This is a genomic window from Chryseosolibacter histidinae (assembly GCF_018598225.1).
In the GTDB taxonomy this organism is placed as follows: Bacteria; Bacteroidota; Bacteroidia; order Cytophagales; family Cyclobacteriaceae; genus Chryseosolibacter; species Chryseosolibacter histidini.
The window spans coordinates 30,618-51,539 of sequence record NZ_JAHESF010000022.1 but is presented as its reverse complement, the minus strand read 5'-3'; the positions used below and the strand labels follow the sequence as shown (position 1 = coordinate 51,539).

The 20,922-nt window shown below is 52.3% G+C and carries 8 protein-coding genes; all 8 read left to right on the top strand.

Annotation, left to right across the window (positions count from 1 at the left end; genetic code table 11):
- The first annotated feature begins 3 nt into the window (after window positions 1-3).
- The 8 genes from KK083_RS20020 to KK083_RS19985 all read left to right on the top strand — a co-directional run bounded on the left by KK083_RS20020 (window position 4) and on the right by KK083_RS19985 (window position 20,922).
- Window positions 4-5,379, top strand: a complete 5,376-nt coding sequence (locus tag KK083_RS20020) for a DUF6443 domain-containing protein (RefSeq protein WP_254166879.1) — start codon at window positions 4-6, stop codon at window positions 5,377-5,379.
- Window positions 5,380-5,568: 189 nt separating this feature from the next.
- Window positions 5,569-5,880, top strand: a complete 312-nt coding sequence (locus tag KK083_RS20015; protein ID WP_254166871.1) for a GNAT family N-acetyltransferase — start codon at window positions 5,569-5,571, stop codon at window positions 5,878-5,880.
- A gap of 304 nt (window positions 5,881-6,184) precedes the next feature.
- Window positions 6,185-7,555 (top strand): T9SS type A sorting domain-containing protein, encoded by a 1,371-nt coding sequence (locus KK083_RS20010; RefSeq protein WP_254166863.1) that lies wholly within the window; start codon window positions 6,185-6,187, stop codon window positions 7,553-7,555.
- A gap of 596 nt (window positions 7,556-8,151) precedes the next feature.
- Window positions 8,152-8,799 (top strand): hypothetical protein, encoded by a 648-nt coding sequence (locus KK083_RS20005; RefSeq protein ID WP_254166861.1) that lies wholly within the window; start codon window positions 8,152-8,154, stop codon window positions 8,797-8,799.
- Window positions 8,796-13,673: a hypothetical protein gene (locus KK083_RS20000; protein WP_254166859.1), complete on the top strand. Its 4,878-nt coding sequence runs from the start codon at window positions 8,796-8,798 to the stop codon at window positions 13,671-13,673. Before KK083_RS20005 ends, KK083_RS20000 begins: the two co-directional genes overlap by 4 nt.
- Window positions 13,674-13,693: 20 nt before the next feature.
- Entirely contained in the window at window positions 13,694-14,113 is a 420-nt protein-coding gene (locus KK083_RS19995; protein WP_254166857.1) for a hypothetical protein, read from the top strand.
- The gene (locus KK083_RS19990; RefSeq protein WP_254166856.1) at window positions 14,097-20,129 is read left to right on the top strand and encodes a PKD domain-containing protein; all 6,033 of its coding nucleotides are present in this window, start codon (window positions 14,097-14,099) and stop codon (window positions 20,127-20,129) included. Before KK083_RS19995 ends, KK083_RS19990 begins: the two co-directional genes overlap by 17 nt.
- 25 nt (window positions 20,130-20,154) lie before the next feature.
- Entirely contained in the window at window positions 20,155-20,922 is a 768-nt protein-coding gene (locus KK083_RS19985; protein WP_254166855.1) for a LolA3 family protein, read from the top strand.

Genomic DNA, 20,922 nt, shown 5'->3' with positions numbered 1-20,922 from the left:
TTTATGAACAGTTCAAAGGTTATCAAAGTTATGGCCGTGCTGATGTTAGCGATGACGCAGGTTGTCATGGCACAGCACATCAGCGGGGCCGGGCAGGTTTGCGCAGGGCGTGCCTATACGTACACGGCCACCGGTATCACGGGTGACATCATCTGGAGCGCCCAGGGCGGCACCTTTGTGGATGAGCCGATAGGATCAAGGGTCACTGTGATCTGGAACTCGTCGGGAAAACTGACCGCAAGCGGTTCTGTAGAAGTACTCGCGAAAGATCTTAATACGGCAGCGCCACCGCCGACGAAAAATTTTGCCACCATGTCCGTATACAAGATGTCGGGCGGAACAACGTCCATCGGTCCCAGCAGCAGCCTTACCGGCGGGCAGCAGGAGCAATCGTTGCAGCAGGCTGAAAGCAGTGAAGGCGTGGCAGCCATGACGGTGCTGAGTGCCTGCGGTAGTTATTCAGGAATGGTCACGCTCAGTTATTTTTCCGGGCCGATCGTACGCTGGGAGAAAAGTTATGACCAGGTGAGTTGGCAATCCATCAGCAACACGTCAAGCACATACCAGTTCTCCGCGACACAGACAACCTATTTCCGTGCTGTTATCGGCAATGTCTATTGTGAGCTGTACTCCACTTCCGCGGCGATCTACATCACACCGCCACCGGTTGTATCCGTTACTTCAGCAAGCGGTTGCCGGGGTGATCAGGTCATATTGCGGGCATCCTATTCCAACGCCGAGGGTTACCGTTGGTATACATCGCCGTCAGGGGGCAGTCCCTTTGCTTATACGGAATCCGTAACAACACCGGCGCTGTCCGGGAATATCACGTACTGGGTAAGCGCTGTAAAGGGCTGTGAGGGCCCGCGTGTGGCGGTGACGGCAACGATGCACCCGGATGTTACGCCCGCACCACAGCCAACCATCGTTCAGGAATGTGGTTACACCATGCTGAACTACTGGCCCATAGGCGGTCCGTATTACTGGCAAAGCTCGCCCGATGGCAGGTCGACTAGCCAGGAGACTTCGTATTACAGGGCCGATTACAGTGATGCGTATTATGTGCGGCGAAGGGATGGCACCACGGGCTGCTGGAGCCCTGCAACCACGGTACAGGTGAGTGTGAGACCCGCTCCGCCCACGCCTTCTGTATTCGACGTGGAAGAGTATCTTTACTGCAAGTGGGTCATGCTGGCCGTTTCGCGTGACCTTCCCACCTTTGGAACCGAATACTACTGGCAAAGTTCCGCTGATGGCACCGATATGGTAAAGGCGCGCTGGATCGAGGTGACCGCTCCGGGAACATACTACCTTCGTGCCAGGAGCAGCGACGGATGCTGGAGCACCGGAAGCGCTGCTTATGTCGTGACCAGCATTCCCCAGCCAGTCAGCTGCCTGGGCAGCCAGAACATGAACTATGTTGTTACCAATAACATCCGGAAGAAAGGTGTGCGGTTGGAGTCGGAAGTACCGATGCTGGCTGCAGGAGAGAACGCCCAGACCATTGCGTATACCGATGGCTTTGGACGCACCATGCAACTGTTAACGCCGCAGGCATCACCTGCAAAAAAGGATGTGGTTCAGATCCATGCCTATGACCGTTTCGGGCGCGAAAGCAGGAGGTACCTCCCGTACGTTGCCGTTAGCGATGATGGAAAATTCAAAACGAACGGCCCGAGCGAGCAACTGTCCTTTTATAGTTCCACCGTTGCAACCGCTGACCGTCGCGCCGGCACCGCTGTGCCCTGGGCTGAAACCGTGTTTGAAACGTCGCCGCTCAACCGCGTGACCGAGCAGGGCGCGCCTGGAGAATCATGGCAGGTCGGCAGTGCTACAGTGAAGAACAAGGTTCAAACCAACGAAGCCAATCAGGTGAGATCGTGGAGCTACAACCTTTCCACAGGCCAGTGCGCATCGCCAGGTTATTACGGCGCTGGAGAACTCACAGTGGAGGAGATCACCGACGAGAACGGATTTAAAACCTGGAACTTCAGCGACCGGCAGCAGCGCACGGTGCTCGTAAAAAAGGAGGTCAATGCAGGAGAACAAACATTCACCTATTACGTGTACGATCTCTTTTCGCAATTGCGGATGGTCATTCAACCTGAAGGTGTGAAAGCATTGCCGACATCAGGCGCCTGGACACCCGATGCAGCCTTTATTTCGAAGTGGTGCTTTACCTATCAATATGACCGTTATGGAAGGGTGAGCACGAAAAAAGTGCCTGGTGCTGAGCCGGTTCACGTGGTCTACAACAAACGTGACCAGGTGATCCTGAGCCAGGATGGTAACCAGCGTCTCCGGAATGAGTGGGCATTCACCAGGTTTGATGCCCTCAATCGACCCATCATGTCGGGCATATACACACATGCGTCGGCTGTAACACAACAACAAATGCAGCAGGCGGCCGATGACCATGCGGTGCAGTATGAAACACGTACCGCCGCGAATTATCCGGCGCAGCATGGCTACACGACCACTGGCTTTCCCGTGTTGAATGCGGGCAACAGTGTGATCCATACCGTGCAGTATTATGACGATTACAACTTCGATAATGATCCGGCAACGACAGAGCCCAGGTTCGTGACGTCCGGCCTGGCCGTTGATCCTGTTCCTGATTACCGCGTCACCGGTAAGGCCACAGGTATGAAAGTGGCGGTGCCGGCTACAGGCCAGATGCTGCTCAACGTCTACTTCTATGACAGGAAGGGAAATTTGATCCAGCAACAGCAGGATAACCACTTGCAGGGAATCGATATCATTACCGACCTGTACGACTTCGCGGGCCAGCGCCTTCAGTCGAGACACGTGCACCAGGGCGATGGTACCTCGCTTGCGCAGAACAGATTTTATGAGTACGATCACGCCGGCAGGCTCACGGCACTGAAGCATCAGGTGAACACAGGTGTGCCGGTTACACTGGCAAGCTATGTTTATAATGCGCTGGGCCAGCAGGTGGAGAAGAAACTGCACAGCGTCAGCGGGAATAACCATCTTCAGAAGGTTGACTATCGTTACAACATTCGCGGCTGGCTGAGATCGATCAATGACCGCACCCTGAGCGAACCTTCGGACCTGTTCGGCATGGAGCTCGTCTATAACGAACCTCCGGTGATCAGCGCTTCCACACGGCAGTACAATGGTAACATAGCAGAGCTCATTTTCAATGACAGGGTACTGAACCGGTTCAGTGGATATGCCTTCGAATATGACAGGCTCGGCAGAATGCACACAGCCACGCACAATGGTGTGAACAGTGCGGGAAATTTTATTTCAGGTGCCTATAGCGAAAACGGCATCAGGTATGACCTGAATGGTAATATGCTGTCGCTGACCAGGAATGTTGCCGGGAGGGCGGAGAGCTTTGACTATACTTATGCTGGCAATAGCCTGATGAGGCATGATCTTGTTACGGATAATGATGCCGGGGAAGCGGAATTTACCTATGATGCCAATGGTAACATGATCGCCAACAGCAACAAGGATATCGAGTCCATTACCTACAATCACCTGAACCTGACAGATGCAGTGGTGGTCACAGACAAGGGAGAGGTCCATTATAGCTACGATGCGCTGGGCACGCGGCTGAGCAAGACGGTGGTTGATTCCACAGGCGCGATCACTACACGACACTATGTTAAAGGTATCGAGTATAATGAGAACGGGCAGATCGAGCACTTTTCCACGGAAGAGGGCAGGGTGGTGATGAAGACGTCCGTGCCGGAGTATCAGTATTACCTGAAAGACCACCTTGGCAACATCCGTGTTACTTTCACATCGGCACCGGAAACGTTTAGCGCTACGGCAACGCTGGAGAAGCTCAACGCCAAACAGGAGCAGGGAAAGTTCCTGCACCTGGACGAAGCTGTTAAGGTGAACTACGCGCTCTTTGATCATACGCAGCAAGGTGCTTCACACTATGCTGCAAGGTTGAATGGAACACAGCAGGAGCGTATCGGGCTGGCAAAGTCGTTGAGCGTAATGACGGGTGATGTGATCCGTATGCAGGTATTTGCCAAATACCTCGACCCGGAACAGGCAAACTGGACTACTGCTTTGAATAACTTCATGGCTACTGTTGCCGCAGGTACAGCGCCGGCCGGAACGGTGGTTGACGGTGGCGCCGCTGGAAGCATTGGTGACGTTGTATTTCCTTTCGATGGACTGATGGATAAAAGTGGCAGCACGGGCGCAGGTCCCAGGGCCTACCTGAACTATATTGTCTTCGACCGGTCGTTCAACTACAGAAACGCCGGATTTGTGAAGCTTTCCACCAATGCGAAGGAGAATGGAAGTGGCGTGGCTCACGAGAGACTCTCAAAGGAGCTTGCCATCACCGAGCCGGGTTATGTATACATCTACCTGAGTAACGAGAACGATACACCGGTGGAGGTGTACTTTGACGACTTCACCGTAGAGAACATCAATTCAATGATCGTGAGCAGTGATGAGTACTATCCTTTTGGTCAGGCTTTCAATTCATTTTCACGCGAGAACAGTGTTGATCAGCATTACAGATTCAATGGAAAGGAAAGGCAGACGGAGCTTGGGCTGAACTGGGATGACTTTGGCGCGCGGATGTATGATCCGGAAATGGCGCGGTGGAATGTTTTAGACCCACAGGCAGACAAGGCCCCGGCGTGGACACCGTTCAGGTTTGCGTTCAACAACCCGGTGCGTTACGGCGACCCGGACGGAAACTTTGAAATGAGTACGACAATCTATAACAGATATAGTATATCGAACACGATAACGAACCTCCCGCATATCTACAAAAACAAGTCATCGGAATTTAAAGCGATACTGCAAAAACACAGCGGTTTGAATGAAAAGCAAACACTTGCAATACTTGAACCCGGACAAGGGCCGAGGATCGAGTCGTCGGGAGAGAATTCCTGGAGCCGGGGGCAGTCAACTTATGCGAGGTTCAGTGGTCTTCCGAGCGCAGACGCCAAACCGTCTATTGTGATGAGTGTGAGCGAAGTTTTAAGTGAAAAAAACGTTGCCTCAAAAGATGTGGGTGCGAACAGGCTGTTTTATGAAGCGATCTTATTTGCACAGGCAGTGAAATATGGGATCTTGAAAAAGTGGTCGAATGGAGACGCTGGTTATTTTAAGAAGACCAATGATCCGCTTTTGAATGCGGTTCTGGGTATGCATCAGACGATAATTCTGAATACGTATGAACAAGAGCGAGAAAAGGAAGCCGAAGCTTTTTTGGAGGAAGCCTATGGAATCAGGACCAGAGATGGAAACGGAAAATCTCTTTTGAATGACAGGGAAAAAACACTTGAAGACATTAAAAAAAGCCAGGCAGAGGGCGCTCATCCTGGAACCCAGCCAAACCCACCCGATGATGAGAAGATCAAGAAACCGTAAACGATAAACAATAGTCATATCAGGCCCATCACGCTGGTAAAACAGGGTGATGGGTTTTGTTTTATGCGGTACTGTTTCGATTGCGATGAGGTATTTTCCGCTCGTGTGAACCGTCAGCGCCCCAATCTTGTTTGAAAAACATCAGACCCCTAGATTGCATTCGATCCAAAAATGATTAATGTCCCGACAATGAACGAGATCCAGTTAAAACTCAATGACGCAGGCAGGGGTGCCTTTGTTATAGAAGAAAATGGCGTAAGGATCGCTGAAATGGAGATCAGCATCGCTGGCGGCAACCTGATCGTGTATCACACCGAAGTGGCCGAAAAGCTCAAAGGGCAGGGGGTGGCAGGCAAGCTCCTGGAAACCATGGTCGCGTATGTTCGTAAGCACAACCTCAAAGTGGTTCCCCTGTGCCCCTATGTTCACGCCCAGTTCAAACGCCACCCCGAACAATACACCGACATCTGGAATAAAGAGTGGCATACGGCGAAGCCGTAATTGGTTACCGGTTGCCAGCTGGCAAGTTGCGTATAGCCCCAATAAACCTGAGTAAGCTTCCGAAATGTCTGCAGTGACTGGTCCTTCGCGCAAACTGGCAACCGGAAACCGGCAACTGGCAAACCATTCTCACATCTAATTCGATAGTCCTTTCGGACGAAATTCTAGTCAGAAACAGCGTTTTCAGGCACGCTGGCCGTTGTGTGATTCGGGGTTTATTACAAGTGTATTAAAAGCCGCCCGGTGGCTTTTTCAGGGCCGGAGGATTGGAGCAACTTAGATAAAAAACTAACCCAATCCAGTTATGAAAACCCTTCTGAGAAATCTCTTTGCAGTAACTTTTTTCGTTTTTTGCAGCGTCTTATCATTTGCCCAGAGTCTGATCATCAGTTCACAAGGAAACACGAGTTGTGCCGCACCGAATGGTTCCGCATCGGCTTCCGTTGATGGCAGTACACTTAACTACACTTTCAGGTGGTATCAGGGCTTCGATACCACGGGACCACTGCTGGCGGTACAACCCACGGCTGTGAATCTGCAGCCCGGTTTTTATACCGTGACGGCTACCAACAATTCCACATCCGCGGTGGTGGGGCCGATGTCTGTCATTGTGCAGGATGAACGCGTGATCCCGTCCGTCTCCGTTAACGTGCTCTCGAACGAAACTTCGTGTGCTTTTGGATCGCTGCAGGCCGTGGTTGCGCCGGGCCTTGCTACAGATTACAGCTACTCCTGGTTTGCCGGCACAACAACCGGTGGACCTGTATTGTCGACAAGTGCAACCATCAGTGGGTTGTCTGCAGGTATATATACGGTGGTGGCGGTGAATAATTTTACGCAATGTGAGTCGCAGGTCAGCGCCATCGTACAGTATGAACAGATATTGATAAACCTTTCTGTAACGATCGTGTCTGATCAGACCTCCTGTGGTCTGCCAAACGGTTCATTACAGGCAGTAGTGGCAGGATCATATTCCGATTATACATTCGTATGGTATCAGGGAGCAGGTACCTGGGGCCCTGTGCTCGGCACCAGCCCTGCGCTCGGCTCTTTATCAGCAGGTATGTACACCGTTGTGGCCACGCACAAAACATCCCAGTGCCAGGCCGTTATAAGTGCCATGGTGCAGGATCAGATCACGCCTGTAATAGCCTATGTTGAAGTGCTATCGAACAATACTTCCTGCACGGTGCCAAACGGCCAGCTGAGGGCAGTGCCGCAGGGTTTGGTGGCAGACTACACCTATGAGTGGTACGCTGGTGTTACGCCTTATATAAGTCCCATACTTTCCGTCAGCCACTGGGTTGGATCATTGCCAGCCGGTACTTATACCGTTGTGATCACGCATAAGACCACCGGATGTGTGCTCTGGGTAAACCAGGAAGTGCTGGATGAGTGTCAGCAAAGCCTCATGAGCGCCGCGAGAACGGACAGTGGTAGCCAGGAGCTCTCGTATTATCCCAACCCGGTAAATGGAACGCTGTGGATCAGTGGTGAAAGTACAGCAGGTTATGTTTCGCTCAGTGACCGGAACGGAAAAGTGATCCTCAGAAAAAAACTTTCACCTTCCGATGTGCCCCTGGCTGTTGACCTCGCAGGCCATCCTGCTGGTAATTATGTTCTGACTTTTACTTCGGCGGTAGGAACATCGCGCTATCATATTGTGAAGCAATAGAGGATTTATATTTAAAATTAAAAGTTTAAAGTTCAAAGTTTAAAGTTAGGGTGCCGTGAAGAATTCGAGAATACACAACCTAACTTTAAACTTCAAACTTTTAACCTTAACACTTCAAAACAGAAGTTGAGCGATTCCCGTGTCTCCGTTGGTGTCGTGTTCACACTTATTTGATGGTTCTTTTTATACCGGCGCGTGAAGATCCGGAAACTTCAGTCGTTTTTACCGGTAACAGTTTCTTTACAGGCTCCGCAACCGCTCACTGTCATCTCCGGAATCTCATAATAAATAATACATTTTGGCAGGCGGCGAAATTTTATTCTTGCGCTGAACGACAGGACGTGTAGGTGCAACGTTGCACCGTTTTGTGGCGAGCATGTGTTTAAACGTATTCTTTCAGGCAGGCCAATTTTCCTGTAAAAACGTATTCAGTTGTTCGGGTTTCTTACATCTTTTTTTGTACTCCTTTTTCGGTATGCAATAATTTCACACCGGTAAACAAAAAAATAATAGGAGTAAACCTTTGCAGAATTGCCGCTAAAAGAATTTCCTTTGTCGCACGTAGTTTTTACCTGAGACCCTAACCCCCACCCTGGATGTCAGACGTCTATCGTCATATCCTTGCGCATACTACGCAAAGATTTTCCCTTGGATCGATATACATCGGTCGTTTGATCAAATCGTTCGCTGTACTGCTTTGTTTTTCCTCCACCGTATTTTTCACTGCCTGCAATTCGCCATTGTCCGGCGATGCTTACGTGAAATGGGTCAGGGATTATGACAACGGTCTTCATGTGAAAAAACAGGAGGCCGGATACGAGTTCGACCTTCAATACCAACCGCCTCAGTACATCACGCTTCAACGCGCCGGTATAGCACCGGGCCTGGAGAGCGGAAGCGCACTGCAGCACTATGTACTTTCCATCAGTCCCTCGGGCAGCGCTGCAGACCTGGTCAGCCACGGTGTGGCTAGTCACACGGAGCATCAGCAGAAGCTCTACTATTTTTCATACGAATTTCAGCAGGATATCTCCCTCGAAGAGAATGGCAGGAAGTTGCCTTGCGCACTTTTCCACTACCAGAGAAGCAACGGCATCACCAACATCAGCACGTTTGTGCTGGCATTCGAGACTTCGGACATGGAATCGAAAGAGGCCACGCTGGTGATCAGCTCCGGTCACTTCAGCGCCCTGCCCGTTCGTATCAGGATCTCAAAAGACAATATTCCCTCTTTAGCCATATGATGAAAGCATTTCAGCAGCGAAGAAGAATAATCGCCTTATTTTTCGTTTCGTTATTCGTGTCTGAGCTCGTGGCCCCAACAGCGGTGTATGCGCTCACCAGCGGACCTGCGCAACCTGAAACGCAGGCCTTTCAGCCCGCCGGCACCACAGACATGGTAGACCTTTTCTCGGGTGACTTTTCATACAACATTCCGCTGTTCGAGCTGCCGGGACCCAACGGCGGCTATCCATTCAACCTCGCTTACCAATCGGGCATCAGCATGGACCAGGAAGCAAGCTGGGTAGGACTCGGCTGGAGCCTGAACCCGGGTGCGATCAACCGCCAGATGCGCGGCTTGCCGGATGAGTTCAAGGGCGACAAGATCTATACAAAAATGTCGATCAAGCCCAACATCACGGTAGGGATAGGCGCCGGTGTCGGATTGGAAGTTTTCGGTGCGAGCTCTGGCGCATCCCTCTCGGTAGGTTTCAGCGTTTATAACAACAACTACAAAGGCATCGGGTACAGCATCGATGGCTCCATCGGTTATTCCAAGTCGGAGGGAGGCATGGCCAGCGCCGGCGTAGGCCTTGATGTCTCCCTCGATTCAAAGGAAGGCGCTACCGTGAGTCCGTCGCTGAGCCTGGGCACGGAGATCGGTGAGTTCGGGCTCGGTGTCGGTTACAATTCCAAGACCGGTCTGTCCAGCATCTCGTTCAGCCACAGCTATTCATTGGCAAAGACGAGCGAGACCATGACGAACAAGAAGAACGGCAAAACAAAAGAGTACAATATAAGCTCTGCTGTAAGCCAGTCTTCGTCGCTTTCACTGGCACATCCCGGCTATACGCCGCAGATCACCATGCCCATGACCAGCACCAACATCTCTGCCACATTCAAGGCGGGGGGTGCGTGGTGGGGCGTATTTGCGTCTCCTTACATCAATGGTTTTTATAATGATCAGCGCCTGAAGCACGATAAGAAACGGGTGCCGGCAGAAGCCTATGGGTACCTGCACTATCAGCATGCCGCCACCAAACCAACGGCCCTGCTTGATTTCAACCGCGAAAAAGATGGGATCGTATCCAAAGAGTCTCCCAACCTCGGTATTCCTTCCCTGTCGTACGATATCTACTCCGTTGTAGGGCAGGGCATTTCCGCCATGTACCGCCCCATGCGCAATGACTACGGGTATGTGCGCGATCAGCAGGTCACTTCGCAATCGAAGGGCGGCTCTGCCGGTGTGGACATCGGACCCGCAGCCCACGTCGGCATCAACCTCAGTGTGAATCACTCGAAGTCAACTTCGGGCGCATGGACTGACAACAACGATATGGCAGGCGCCATGGCCTTCCGGAAAGACAGCCTCGACAACCTCGATCAACCCTGGTACTTCAAGGTGCACGGTGAACCTTCGGCCCAATCTACCAGCATGCTCGATGACCTGGGCGGAGAGCGCGCCGTAAGGGTCGAGATCATAGATCCCAAGGTCAACGCCAGGGCTACAACAAAGTTAGAAGCCAGAGGCCTCGCGCCGAAGCAGCTTCCGGCACCCAACCTGGAACGCAGACCCCGCAACCAGGTGATCCAGCCCATCACCAATGAACAGTTGCTGAACGGTGATGTGGAACAGCTGACCCAGTTTGCCGTGAAGTACAAGGATAAGAATGGCGTCGAGCATGATTATAAACGTACCGCCTGGCCGTTGCACCATACCGCGGGATTCACAGCGCTTACCCCTGAGGGCCTTCGTTATGTGTATGGCATTCCTGCTTATAACCTGAAACAGGAAGAAGTTACATTCAGCGCAGGCGACCCCGAAGGGAACCGTACACGTGTTCATACGGAGGGCAATGAGGGCGACCCGGATTTTGGCCGGTACGATTATACCGACAAGTTCCTCAAGCGTGTGGAAATGCCTGCCTATGCGCATTCGTACCTGCTCACTTCCATCATCGGGCCCGACTATGTGGATGTGGATGGAAACGGCGTCAGTGAAAAAGATCTCGGTTACTGGGTAAAGTTCACTTACAAAAGGATCGCACAGAGCGGCGATAGTTATAAGTGGCGCGACCCTTTTACAAAAGCACACTACCAGGAAGGTTGGAAGACCGACCCGCGCGACGACAGGGGCAGCTTCGTTTACGGTGAGAAAGAGATCTGGTACCTAGCGCAGGCTGAGACCAAATCGCACATCGCGGTTTTTGAGACCGAAGAAAGAGACGATGCCCGCGGTGCGGGTATGAAGCTGCAAGATGACAATCTTAACGATCATATAGGCAAGGCACAGCATAAGCTTACGCGGATCAAACTGCACACACGTTCTGCCGGCATCGGCAACCCGATCAAGACCGTACGTTTCGATTACGACTCATCGCTTTGCAAAAACGTTGAGAACAGCATCGTGCAGAATGCTGGCAAGCTCACCCTGAAGCGACTCTGGTTCGAATATGGTACCAGCGCGCGGGGTTCGCTTAACCCGTATGTTTTCAAGTATCACGACAACAATCCGAATTACGATATCGATGCCTACGACCGGTGGGGAGGTTATAAACCTTATCCGGGCACGGACCGTCTTTACAACCATGACGCTCCGTATTCCGAGCAGCGTGCAGAGAAGGAAGAAGAGATCCACCGAAATGCGGCAGCCTGGAGTCTCACGGAGATCGAGCTGCCTTCGGGAGGAAAGATCATCGTAGACTACGAAAGCGACGATTACGCCTATGTGCAGCACAAGCAGGCGATGCAGATGACGGAGCTGGTGAACCCCTATATGTCAGGCGACCCCGGCGCAACGGCAGTGTATGACTACGAGCTTACCGACAACACAAAGATCAGGTTCAAGCTGGAGAAGCCGATCAAGGATGTGCCCGGCCTTGATCAAAGGGCTGAAGTACTGAAATATCTGGATCAGCAGCGCGGGCAGGTTTACTTCAAGCTCAACATCAATCTACGCAGTCCGAGCGAGGATTTCCATGAGTACATCTGCGGATATGCGGATATCAAATTTGACGACCCCACGGGCAGTCCCATGCGCCTTGAGAAGAAGCACCCTGACTCCACGAGGTTCCATTATGGTTCATTCTTCGTGCAGAAAGAAAAGAACTACCACCCGTTCTCCATGCGTGTATGGCAGCACCTGCGCACCAATCAGCCTGAGATCGCCAATGCCGGTAACAAGCTGCGGCAGACCGACAATGCCAAAGACCGTGTGAGGCAGATCCAGGGCATGAGCGGCATCATCGCCGATATCAGGAAGATGTTCGGTGGCTATTACAATTTCTGTGAAGGCAGGAAATGGGGCAGGGAAGTGACCGCGGGCAGATCATGGATCCGTCTCAACTCGGTAGACAAGATCAAGTATGGCGGCGGCCTCCGGGTGCGGCAGATCACCATGAAAGATCAGTGGAGCAAAGACAAGGAAGGCATCTATGGCCAGGTCTATGAATACCGCACGGTAGAACAGGGCAAGGAGATCAGCAGTGGTGTGGCTGCCTATGAGCCCTTGGTGGGTGGCGACGAAAACCCGCTGCGCTATGCCAAGAAGTATACCCAGTCGGTGCCGCTGCGTACCGATAACAACCTCTTCTTTGAATACCCGATCAACGAAACTTATTATCCCGGCCCGCAGGTTGGCTATTCGAAAGTTACCGTGACCAGCCTCGCGGCGGCGAGCCTTGCAGGCAAAAAAGTAAAGAACATCGAGCTGGAAGGAGAGAACGCCACGCTGTTCCCGAAAGGGCCCGGCATCACCTACGGTACTTCGGGCATGACCGTGCACGAGTTCTACACTGCCAAAGATTTTCCGGTGATAACCGATGAAACCGAAAAGGCCAACAAAGCTTACAAGCTGCCGCTGATGATCCCGTTCATCGGAAGCATCAACATCATGAAGCTCACCACAAGCCAGGGATATAGCATCGTGACCAACGACATGCACGGCAAGCCGAAGAAGGTGAGCAACTATCGCCAGGACCGGCAGGGCCAGATCGAGCCGGAGCCGATCTCATGGGTGAAATACAATTATGCCTGCGAACCAAAGATCTATGAAAAGGAAAAGGTGTTCACACTGCTCAACCAGTTCAAGCAGAATCCAGACGGAACGCTGAGCCTGCTCAAGCCGCAGGAGCGGTCGGCATCGATGCCGAAATTCACAGTAGGGCAGGAGAACGAGTTCTTTGCCGATATGCGTGAGTACGAAGACAAGGCATGGACGGGCGGCGTGCGTTACAACAACGAGTTCCTCTTCGTGTTCATCGGGATGATCGTGGTGCCGGTGCCATGGCCGTCCATTACCAAGAGCACAAGTCACTTGCGTTCGGCCGCTACCAACAAGGTGATCTTCAAGACCGGCATTCTCGAAAGCACAGAAGCTTACGATGGCGGCTCGTTGGTGAAGACCGATAACATCAAGTGGGATAAGCTCACGGGCGCGCCGGTGCTTACGTCGGTGAACAACAACTTTAACAAAGCCGTCTACAGCTACTCCATCCCGGCGTATACCCAGTACCAGGGAATGGGCGCGGCCTATCAGAACATCGGCTTCAGGTTCTCGGTGAGCGGCGTTCAGAAAGACACTTATAAGAATACGTTATATCAGTTCAACTCGGCTGCGGCGCCTAAGCTGATCCCGGGTGACGAGCTGCTGGTCTACGGCAAAGATGGTAAAATGGCAAAACCGATCGCCAGCGTCGTATATACCGGCGAGCTCAATGGACGCCATGTGTTGTACAGTGAAGTGGCCCTGACGGAAACCGAATACCGCTGCATGATCGTGCGTTCCGGTTACAGGAACCAGCTCAGCGTGATGGCAGGCACCGTCACAGCGCTGGAAGATCCTTCGAAGCCAGGAGATCCTGTTACACACCCTAAAACGATCACCATCCCTCAATAAAAAAGAAACCTCAGACCCCCATGAAGAAGATACACCTTGCGGCCCTCCTGTTGTTTATTTCGGCAGCGGCCCTCGCTCAAAACTCCCCGGTTATTTTGTCGGATCTGAGAGCAACGCCGGTGATCGACGCCGCAGCAGAAAAGAACAGCTTCATGATAGAGATGACGGTCAGTGATCCCGCGAGCCTGAGCCGGCTGGAGGTCGCTGTGCAGGATGGCAGCACGGGGGGTGTGGTTGTGAACCTGTATCCTGTGGTGCAGAAACAGAACAAGGTAGAGCTGGTCTTCGACAAGTATGCAGTGCCGTTCGAAGGGCAACGCATCAGTTTTTTTCAGCCCGCGCACGATCAGATGAAAGCGCTCTACTATACGCTCACGATCAAGGCCTACGACAAGTCAAACAAGACCACTAATTCATTAGTGTATGATCAGTCCAAATAACCTCTCTGCACCCATGATGGTATTGAAAAATATCAAATCCGCCTTCTTGCTGGCATTTGCGCTTATAGCAGGGGTTGCCAACGCACAGACAACACCTGATCTCGAGATCGATACACGGTCGGCGGGTTCTGTGGTGGTCTGCGGCAACGCGCTCGAGTTCACGGTGATCATCCGCAATACATCGGGCAGTCCCATAACAAACGTGAGACTCTATCCGCGCATGCCCGAGGGTATGGTATACGTGGCCGGATCGGCACAGAATATGAGCGAGGTTTTGCCGATCGATCATGCAAACCTTTACTTCACGGTGGGCAGCCTCCCGGATGCAGAGCCTAAAACAGTACGCTTTCAGGCCAAAGCCAACTGCGGTCTGATCGAAACTTTGCGGGCTACCGGTTCAACATCAAACCTGGTGAACAATGAGACACTGGTGAAGTATAATTTGGGCGGAGAGAAAGAGCTTCCGGAGCCTAATGGATCTGAATCTTACAGCGTGCTTTATCCTGAGCTGGAGCTGTTCATTCCCGAGAACGAAAAGAACCAGGCTGTGCCCTTCATCACCAAGACGGTGAGCCGGCATATCGGTGTCAAGAACTCGGGACTGGGAAGACTGAGCAGCCTCGATTTTTACCTGAAGTCTGATATCGAGCTGACAGTAGACAAGCTTGAGCTGGTCACTGCTTCGGGTAACCAGGTGATCACATCCACCATCAATCACCCCACGCTGGGTAAAAAATATACGATCACCAATTTTTCAGGCACCGGCAACGGTGATGCCTTCCTGGACGAGAATGAAGTGCTGCAACTGGTAGACTATGTGAAAGCCAACACCAGCAAAGGTGCTATCGAGACCATTTATACGGCACAATGGGGATGCCTTGCAGCGGTGTGTAATGCTGACGACCGCCAGGCCCAGTTCACGGCCTACATCGAGGCGATTGGCGGAGAGCCGTCCCTACCGAGGATCAACACACAAGTGCTTACCCGTACTGATTTTTGCAACGATCCGGGTACTGTCCGCTGGAGCTTTGCAAACGACGGATCCGGTAATACACCCGCTTCTAAAGACGCAGGTTTCAACGTTGAATTCTTCATCTATCAGAGTTCACCGAAAACTACCGACAACCATAACTTTTACATCAATCATTCCAATGGCACGCTGGTACCCATCGGAAGTCTGTTGAGCTATTCGGAGTTTGTTTACGACAATCCCGGCTGGCCAACAACCTACCAGAAACGGTTTAGTTTTAATTTCAAGGATCGTTTCACCTACGACCCGGACGGCGCGGGCGGGTTGGACGATGTTGATGAAGATGGATTTTATGACGACTTCCCGGTAGGCAGCACGGTAACATATACAGGAGTATTGCTTTCATCACTTGATCTGCCCAATGAATACAATCTGAACTATGGCTTCAATGCCAACCTCTACTACCAGAAATGGTCGGGGCAACAGACCGGTATTGGTATCCCTTCGTATGGTATAGGTTTTCGCACACTGTCGCAGAAGCTGTTGAATGCTTCTGACCTCACCAACGGCAAACGTGAAACAGTTCGTTTTGAACTGAAGGAGTACAATTACTCGAGTCTTCTCAAAACCCAGGATGCTGTGTTCAAAGTCAATGTAGGGGTGCCCCAGGGCGTGGCACTGAGAGCAGCCCGGTGGAACAACAAGGACCTGTCCTTTACGAAGGCCGGCAATACGTACACCATCGTGGATCCGTTTTACCAGCAGCCCCAATTCTTAAATATCGATTTCGAATTCGAGCTGAATTGTGCGGAGGCTGCCCCCGGTGTGCTGGTGGATGACATCACGGTGGACATGTTGTATTATTTCGATAAAAATTGCGCTAGCTTCTTCAAAGTAGCTTCAGCGTCGAAAGAAATGTACCTGCATTGCGGCACCTGTTCTTCTGTTGAGACCACGCTCTTCACAGCAGAACGTACAACGCTGGGCTGGGTACAACCCTCGTTCTACTTCCATCGCTACGGCACGCTTTACGGAGCCAATCCACCGATCGTAAAACGCGATCCTGCGCAGCAACGCCTCGACGCAGCCTATCCGAAAGACGATATGGAAGTAACTGTGCAGGGACGGGTGGCTGGTGGAACAGCAAACAATCTCTCGGCGGAGATCAAATATACCGCGCCTATCAACAGGGAAGTGCTGCACTTTGTATCTGCTTCGTTCGTGCTGGGCAACACGGCTTACAATATTCCTGCCAGCGAAATGTCGAAAGTCATTGTGGATTCAACTTTCAAATATACGTTCAACGTGCCGCTGGGTACGGGCGGCCTGCCTGCACAGCTGACCTCAGGCGGAGTGTTCGAGCTGAAGGTCAAATACAACGTAGATGCGCTGGATGGCGTTGTACGTGGTGAATATCCATTGGTGGATTTCAGGGGACAATTCTACACCCGCATCAATGGTAACCCTACCAACTGTCTTGGTTTCGGCGACGACTTTTTGCTGCTGCGCCCTTCGTATACAAGCCAGAACGTAAGCTTTACGCTCACCGAAAAAGACCAGATGGCCATCAGCTATTTCAGGTTTGAAGGAGGTAACGATAACTACAACTATGGGATCCAGGATTTCCCCAATGAGTTCAGACCCATGTTCTATCCTGAGAGACAAACCATCACGCTGCCGAAAGGTTACATCTTCGATGACACCAAACCGGTGCAGTTCAGCATCGGCACGCCGGGCAATGGCAACGTCTTCACCTTTACGGGCGCCACTTTCTCGCCAGACAAGCGTACCATTATCATAGCGCGCAATAATGATCTGCCGGTGATCAATTATAACTACACGTATTTCCTGGCATCGGTCAAGATAGACTGTACAAATCCAAACAATCTTTTTGTTCCTGTCACTACCTTCTATGATCGCCGGCTGGGACATAGCAACGACTATATACTGGCCAGCAATGCTCACCTGCCGGTTGCTGCCAATCACCAGATGAGTGGGGTAACGCGCCTCGATGCAGATATCTATAATTACCGGCGCCCAAACCTGCAGCTTACCGCGAACAGCGTTCAGGAGGGATACAGCGACAAGGTCACCTGGCCCGTGCAGCTTTGTAACCCCAACAGCGTGGACCGCCGGAATTCGCTCAACACATGGGTAGCCTTCGAGCTGAAGGGCGATGACAACAGCACGGTGCTTCAGCAGGTACTGGACCATAACAACAACGCGATCCCTGAAACGGATATTTCCTACTACGGTCCGCGCGATGCCGCTCACCCCAAAGGCAGGTATATGATGGTGAGGCTTGGAACCATCGATCTTACCTCGTGTGTCACGTTGAAAGTGGTGGCCACTTACCAGAACTGTGAAGACGATCGCCTCCAGGATGTGAACGTGTTTACCAGCTGGGACTACAATACGTACCCTGACGTGTCTGGTTACACGGGCTCCATCGTTGACCGCAAGGCGTCGTGCGAAGGGTTTGTGATGGCCGAGACCATGAGCATCAAGTACAAGACAGCAGACCTGCAGTGGCAGGTGCGCAAGAATGGTCCCGAAGAAGTTGACCTCTGCGTGGCCACACCTTTCGAGATCGACCTGGCCAGCACCAAGTTCGGCGATATGAAACAGCTGATGGTATGGGTGCAGCTTCCGCCTTCCGTATCATTCGATGCCGCCACCGTTCCGCAGTTCAATTATCCCTTCAACGCCAACGCTGCGCCTATCCCTGCCGATGCGATCCGTCAGCAGGATGGCAGAACAGGCATCGATATCTCCCGCATCGTTGGCGGTAACCTCCCGGGCATTTACACCAACGACAACAAGATCAGGCTTTCTTTCAGCCTCACCACCAGCTGCGGTTTTGATCCCGGATTGCCCATCAAATACACCGTGAATGGTTACACCAACTGCGGCGACTACATGGAGACGGTTGACCAGCGCAAGATCAAGCTCAACGGGATCTCTGCCGAAGATCTCGATTCCCTTGAATTGAAGCTCACCGCGCCCCAGGCCCTGACCTGCAACAGCGATAACGATATGCAGCTGCGCATCAGGAACATCGGTAGCATCAATACACGACTCAATCAGCTGGAGGTAACACTTCCGCCCGGCACCCAGTTCAAAGAGATGGTGGAGTCAGGTGATCTGCCGGCACCTGTAGTAACCACGGAGAACAACCGCGTGAGGCTTCGCTGGACATTGCCCGCGGGTTATCTCGCGCCCGATTCGTCAGATGTGCTCACCTTCCGCACCTTCCTCAGCCAGACACCGTCCGGCACCACCAGCGTTATGTTTACGGCCAGAACCTATATCACGGCAGACGGTCATTGTGCGGATGCGAATGCGGCCTGTAACATGCAGGTCACTTCGGCGCTGGATGAGCTGTCAGTTCCCGTCACGGGCCTGACAACCCTGGCCATTACACACAAGCGTTATATCTGCGCTTACCAGTTCACCGCTTCCACAGGCCAGGTGGGCGACTGTATGATCACCTCTTACGCATGGAGCTTTGGCGATGGCGGAACCTCGAGAGAAGCGATGCCTTTCCATTCGTTTGGCGCGGCAGGAACGTATAACATCTCCGTTAACGTAAACTTCAACTGCGGCGGTTGCAGCGGCTCCCAGTCGAGGCAGATCCAGTTGGTAGTGACCCCTGAAGATGCCATCTGGAAAGACACTACCATAGAGGTGCTCACGGATATCAAGAAGCAGGTGCTTCAGGTGAGCGCTTCCACGTTCTCTGATTCGTGGCCTACGCAGCACATCGATCCCACCGTGGATGAGAAGCACAGCTTCCTGAACGGAACACTGGGCGTCTGGCGCAACGACGGCGCATTTGTATACGAGACGGCGCGCAAAGCATCGGAGCCGGTGAACGTGGCCACTGACGGTACGTTCACCATGGATCAGTTCAACTGGCAATATGCTGACCTCGAAGCCATCCCCGGATGGGTCAAGGCCAATTCCATGACCCAGTACAGTCCTTACAGCTACGAGCTGGAGAACCGTGACGTGCTCGGCATATACTCCTCAGCCTTGTATGACTATGGTGGTCACCTGCCGTCAGCCAACGGTGTCAACATGCGCAATGCGGAAATGGCGTTCACCAGCTTCGAGTACCTGGACGACAAATCTTCCGGCAACTGGATCTTTGGTAACCAGCCTCTTCCCAGCTACTACCTCTACAACATCCGGAGCGCCCATGGCAACATCGCCGTGGTGGAAGCGAGCCTGAAGGATCTTGACCAGGTTGTGCAGGTGGATGTGTCGGCTTATGGCTTCCTGCACTTCCCGTTCTTCCCGTTCCGCTACAACTATACGCAGAACAACGAGATCGTGTGCAAGCTCGCCTATGGACCTAATCCTGATTGGTCTGTGGTGGTGCTGAAAGAAGCGCCCCACCGCGGCTTGTGGAAGGGCCGTATGAAAGTTACCAATGAGATCCTTCCCGTTATCAGCCCTGACATCGACCCTGCGTTTGCTCACTCAGGTACCCACAGCCTGAAGATCAGTACGGAGAAAACATTCAAGCAGAACCTGCTGCAGCTCGATTCCGGAAAGAACTACCTGATCAGCGCATGGGTTTCCGTAGGCAATCCGAGCGTTCCCAAGCCCGAGCTCGCCGACATCATCGGGATAGACGTGGTGGTACGCAACAAGCAGGGCCTCGAGAAGTCGCGGTTCCCTTTCGAGCCCTCCGGGCCTGTTATCGAAGGCTGGCAGCAGCTCAAAGGTACCTTCACTTATTCGGGTGAAAAAGGCGCCACGCTCGAGCTGATGTTCAGGCCCGCAACCACGGGAGGCGTAGCGCGCACCGCATGGTATGACGACCTGCGACTGCACCCCGAGAAAGGGAACATGAAGAGCTACGTGTACAACCTCAAAGATTACAGGCTGCAGGCCATACTCGACGAAGAGAACTTTGCATCGTTCTATTTCTACGACGCCGAAGGCAATCTCTACCTGGTGAAAAAAGAAACAGAAAAAGGAGTGAAAACCATCTCCGAGAATGTGAACAGCCTCTACGAACGTCCCGCCAACCGGTAAAAGACGTTCTGCTGAAACAAAGAACATGAACGCGTTTTTAAAAATAAAGAAACTGAAGAACGATATGAACAGGAATGTTTTCTGCCTTACGGCGATGCGCATCCGGCTAAGCCTGTTGCTCATGCTGGTGATGGGCATGCAGGCAGCGTATGCACAGCAAGACTTCGCCCAGGTGCTGCTCGGCATGAAAGAGAAGTACCAGCAGATGGAAAGCGTTCACATCGTGATGCAGGTGCAGGTGTTTGAAGATGCCGGCGCGAGCGTTCCGTTCTATAATGAAAAGGTGGAGATCCGGAAAGACGCACAGCGGTACCGTTACCGTTATGCCGACCAGGACATGCTCATGAATGAAAAATACCTGATCATGGTAGACCGTACCGCACGTGAGATCGTCTGCTCTAAAAGAAACCCGAAGGCGGAGAACCTCGACAACTTTCAGCCGCCCGGTTTCAACATGGACAGCCTGTTCTCTTTTTATGGTAAGCCCCAGTACATGGGTAAAAAGGATCAGGCCCACCACTACAAAGTGGCCCTGAAAGATGCGGTGGTCAACGAGGTCAACCTGTTCATCGATGCAGACGCTAACGTGTTCCGCAAGATCGACTACAAATACCGGGATGGACAGCACGCAGTGATCGCCTTCCAGGTCTTTGATGTACATCCGCAGTTTGAACCCGGCACGTTCGACGAACAGTTTTACGTGACCGCATCCAAAACCGATATCAAACCTTCAAAGAACTTCCTGAACTATCAGGTGGTGAACATTGAAACCGACAACGAAACCGCTAACTGA